5 protein-coding genes and 1 pseudogene are annotated in these 3884 nt (G+C 72.5%); 3 read left to right on the top strand and 3 right to left on the bottom strand.

Going from position 1 to position 3884, the window contains the following annotated elements; translation table 11 throughout:
• Positions 1-268, top strand: a 268-nt coding sequence (locus IE249_RS38085) for an EamA family transporter (protein ID WP_229858986.1), incomplete at its 5' end; no start/stop codon positions are given.
• Between the two features lie 95 nt (positions 269-363).
• Positions 364-576 (top strand): DUF1918 domain-containing protein, encoded by a 213-nt coding sequence (locus IE249_RS22045; RefSeq protein ID WP_189707112.1) that lies wholly within the window; start codon positions 364-366, stop codon positions 574-576.
• A gap of 18 nt (positions 577-594) precedes the next feature.
• On the opposite strand, the gene IE249_RS22040 is transcribed toward IE249_RS22045, so the two are convergent.
• Entirely contained in the window at positions 595-1839 is a 1245-nt protein-coding gene (locus tag IE249_RS22040) for a glycoside hydrolase family 10-like protein (protein WP_189707110.1), read from the bottom strand.
• A gap of 172 nt (positions 1840-2011) precedes the next feature.
• Between IE249_RS22040 and IE249_RS22035 the strand changes: the two genes are divergently transcribed.
• Entirely contained in the window at positions 2012-2872 is an 861-nt protein-coding gene (locus IE249_RS22035; protein WP_189707108.1) for a 3-hydroxybutyryl-CoA dehydrogenase, read from the top strand.
• 54 nt (positions 2873-2926) lie between these two features.
• Here IE249_RS22035 and IE249_RS22030 read toward each other — a convergent pair whose 3' ends face one another.
• Together IE249_RS22030 and IE249_RS38080 are read right to left on the bottom strand one after the other, a co-directional pair.
• Entirely contained in the window at positions 2927-3457 is a 531-nt protein-coding gene (locus IE249_RS22030) for an NUDIX hydrolase (protein ID WP_189707107.1), read from the bottom strand.
• A 93-nt stretch (positions 3458-3550) separates the two neighbouring features.
• Positions 3551-3884: pseudogene (locus tag IE249_RS38080) on the bottom strand (transcriptional regulator); the annotation flags it as partial.

The raw sequence follows: 3884 nt of genomic DNA, 5'->3' as shown, positions 1-3884 counted from the left end.
GGCGTACGAGCCCGTGCACCTCGGCCTGCACGGCGTGGCCGGTCTGCTGTGGGTCGCGGCGGGCTCCCAGTTCCTGGGGCTGGTGGTCTGGTACCGGGGCATGGCCGCCGTCGGCATCCCCAAGGCCAGCCAGTTGCAGCTGGCCCAGCCGCTGCTCACACTGGTGTGGTCGGTGCTGCTGCTCGGTGAGCACCTCACGCCGGCCGCCCCGCTGACGGCCGTCGCCGTGCTCGTCTGCATCGCCGTCACCCAGCGGGCGCGTGGCTGAACCGGCGCCCCGCGAACGGCGGCGCGCCGCGCCGCGCGCCGTAGACTCGTAAGCCGAGGACCGCTGCTCCCGCACATCGTGAGGAGGCCCTGCAGATGCACGCATCCGTGGGTGACAAGCTCGTCCAGCACGGCAGGGTGGTCGGTCAGCACGACCAGGTCACCGAAGTCGTCGAAGTGATGGGCACGGAGGGCGCACCGCCCTACCGGGTCCGATTCCCGGACGGGCACGAGGCCGTGATGTCACCGGGCCCCGACTGCCAGGTCCGGCACCAGGACATGCGTCCCAAGGAAATGGAACACCACTAGGCTCCAGGTCCTCTCAGGTCACGGGGACCGGCGCGGGGGTTCGGCCGGCTGCGGGTAGTGGCCGGCCACCACCCGCGCCATCGCTCCCGCCGGATCCGCCGCGACCTCCTTCGCGGCGAAGAAGACGTGCCCGCGCACCTGAGGGTGCTTCGCGGCCAGGGTGAGGTGCCGGGTCAGCTCCTTGGCGTCGCGCCAGGCCGCGCCCTCGGACGCGTCGCCCTCCTTGTAGAGCGCCTCCCCGACGTACAGCCTGGTCCTGCTGGACCGGGCCACCCCGGACCACCAGGACACCAGGGTCGCGTAGTCGACGGCGCCGTGGCCGATGGCCCAGTACAGCTGCGGCACGACGTAGTCGATCCAGCCCTCGCGCACCCACGTGCGGGTGTCCGCGTACAGGTCGTCGTACGTCTGGACGCCCGCCCGGGTGTCCGAACCGCGCGAGTCGGTCGAGGCGTTGCGCCACACCCCGAAGGGGCTGATGCCGAACTGGGCGCCGGGGCGCAGCCGCTGGATCCCGGCGGCCGTCTCGCGCACCAGCCGGTCGACGTTGTCCCGCCGCCAGGCGGCCCGGCTCGGGAAGCCGCCCCCGTGGCGCTCGTAGGCCGCGCGGTCGTCGAAGGTCTGGCCGGCCTCCGGGTAGGGATAGAAGTAGTCGTCGAAGTGGACGCCGTCGAGCGGGTACTTCTCCACCGCGTCGAGCATCGCCCGCTGCACGAACGCCCGGACCTCGGGCAGCCCCGGGTTGTAGTACAGCTTCCCGCCGTAGCGCACGACCCAGTCGGGATGCCGGCGGGCGGGGTGGGCGGCGGCGAGCCGGGAGGGGTCGGCGTGCAGGGCGACGCGGTAGGGGTTGAACCAGGCGTGCAGGGCGAGACCGCGGGCGTGCGCCTCCTCGACGGCGAACGCCAGCGGGTCCCAGCCCGGGTCGCGGCCCTGGGTGCCGGTCAGCCACTGCGACCAGGGCTCGTACGGCGAGGGCCACAGCGCGTCGGCGGTCGGGCGGACCTGGAACATCACCGTGTTGAGCCGGCGGCGCACGGCCGCGTCGAGGAGCGCGGTCAGTTCCCCGCGCTGCCGTGACGCGCTCAGGCCGGTGCGCGAGGGCCAGTCGCGGTTGGCCACGGTCGCGAGCCACATGCCGCGCATCTCGGCGGCGGTCCCGCGCGGCCGGCCGGCGCCTGTGCCCGAAGCCGCCGCGCCGCGCGCAGTGGCCAGCGCCGACAGCGAAGCCACCGTGAACGCGCGCCGTGAGACCGGTCCCATCCGGGCACCCCCGATACGCCGTGGATCCGCGCCGTCACGGATCGTCGCCGCGCCCAGCATGCACGACCCGGACGATCGATCATCGGCGCGACAGGGGTAACGTGCACGAACGGAGCAGGCACCACGACCAAGGGCCGCCTGCCACACGCCGTACATCAGCGAAAGGGACGATGTGACCGACATCGAACGCGTCGGAGTGGTGGGCTGCGGCCAGATGGGTGCGGGCATCGCCGAGGTGTGCGCCCGCGCCGGCCTGGACGTGAGGGTCGCCGAGACCACCGGCGAGGCCCTGGAGATCGGCCGTACCCGGCTGTTCAACTCCCTGGCCAAGGCGGCCGAGCGCGGCAAGATCTCCGAGGAGGAGCGGGAGGCGACGCAGGCGCAACTGAGCTTCACCACCGACCTCGGCGAGTTCGCCGACCGCGACCTGGTGATCGAGGCCGTGGTGGAGAACGAGCAGGTCAAGACCGAGATCTTCCAGGTCCTGGACCAGGTGGTGACCCGGCCGGACGCGATCCTCGCCTCCAACACCTCCTCGATCCCGCTGGTGAAGCTGGCGGTCGCCACCGCCCGCCCCGACCAGGTGATCGGCGTGCACTTCTTCAACCCGGCCCCGGTGCAGAAGCTGGTCGAGCTGATCCCGGCGCTCACCACCTCCGAGGGCACGCTGAGCCGCGCGCAGCTGTTCACCGAGAAGGTGCTCGGCAAGCACGCCATCCGCGCCCAGGACCGCTCGGGCTTCGTCGTCAACGCGCTGCTGATCCCGTACCTGCTGTCGGCGATCCGGATGTTCGAGTCGGGCATCGCCAGCCGCGAGGACATCGACAACGGAATGGAGCTGGGCTGCGCCCACCCGATGGGCCCGCTGAAGCTGTCCGACCTGATCGGCCTGGACACGGTCGCCTCGGTGGCGCAGAGCATGTACGAGGAGTACAAGGAGCCGCTGTACGCCGCTCCCCCGCTGCTCCAGCGCATGGTCGACGCGGGCCGGCTGGGCCGCAAGAGCGGCTCGGGCTTCTACACCTACGCCTGAGGCGGGCGCCCGGCACCGGACGCGCGGCGCGAGTGCCCCGGTGCCGGGCTCCGGTCAGCCGAGCCTGAGGTGGCGCAGGAGCAGCAGCGCGGCCGCCATGTTGGCCGCGGGCACCTCGCCGCGCGCGATCATGTCGGGCACGAGCTTGAGGGAGACCCACTCGCGACGGTCCGACTCGAAGTCGTCCACCGGGTGGCCGGTGTACTCGGCCCCGTCCGACCAGTAGACGTGGTGCCGGGCGTCGGTCAGGCCGTTGGACGGCTCCACGGTCATGAGGTGGTGCAGCGGTCCCGGCCGCCAGCCGGTCTCCTCCTCCAGTTCCCGGGCCGCCGCGCGGGCGATGTCCTCGCCCTCCTCGACGACGCCCGCGGCCAGTTCCCAGCCCCAGCTGTCGGTGATGAAGCGGTGCCGCCACAGCAGCAGGACCTCGTTGGCCTCGTTGACCACCGTGGCCACGGCGACGGGCCGCAGCCGTATGAGGAAGTGGTCGAGATGCCGGCCGTCGGGCAGCGCGACATCCGCGAGATTGACGGTGAACCAGCGGTTTGCGTACACAGTTTGTTCGTTCTGCTTCGTCCACTGCACGGTTCTGCCACCTTCCGTCGGGTCAGTGGCAATATCGCAGCCGTGGCGGCCCGGCAGCAGGCGCACTCCCGGCCGCTCGCGGGCGCCGCGGGGTCACAGTGGCACGCGCAGCGCCCCGTCGATGAGTTCGGCCGCCTCCGCGGTGCCCGCGCAGCCGCTGCGCACCAGGTGCTCGCGCACCGCGCGCAACCGGTCGCGCAGCCGCTGGGACTCCATGCCCCGGGCCTGCTCCGCCATCTGCACGGCCGTCACCACCGCGCGGTCGGCGTTGCCCTGGCGCAGTTCGATGGTGCTCAGCATGGCCAGGCGGTGCACCCGGCCGCGGTCGTGCGCCGGGTTGTCCACGGCCGCCGTCGCGTGCTCCTCGGCGGCCACGAGGTCGCCCAGGCTGAGCAGCGCCTCCGCCACCTGTACGTTGACCAGGCCG

The sequence above is a fragment of the Streptomyces anandii JCM 4720 genome, assembly GCF_014650655.1.
Taxonomy (GTDB): Bacteria; Actinomycetota; Actinomycetes; order Streptomycetales; family Streptomycetaceae; genus Streptomyces; species Streptomyces anandii.
The sequence above is the reverse complement of the archived record's forward strand: the minus strand, read 5'-3'. Positions and strand labels throughout refer to the sequence as shown.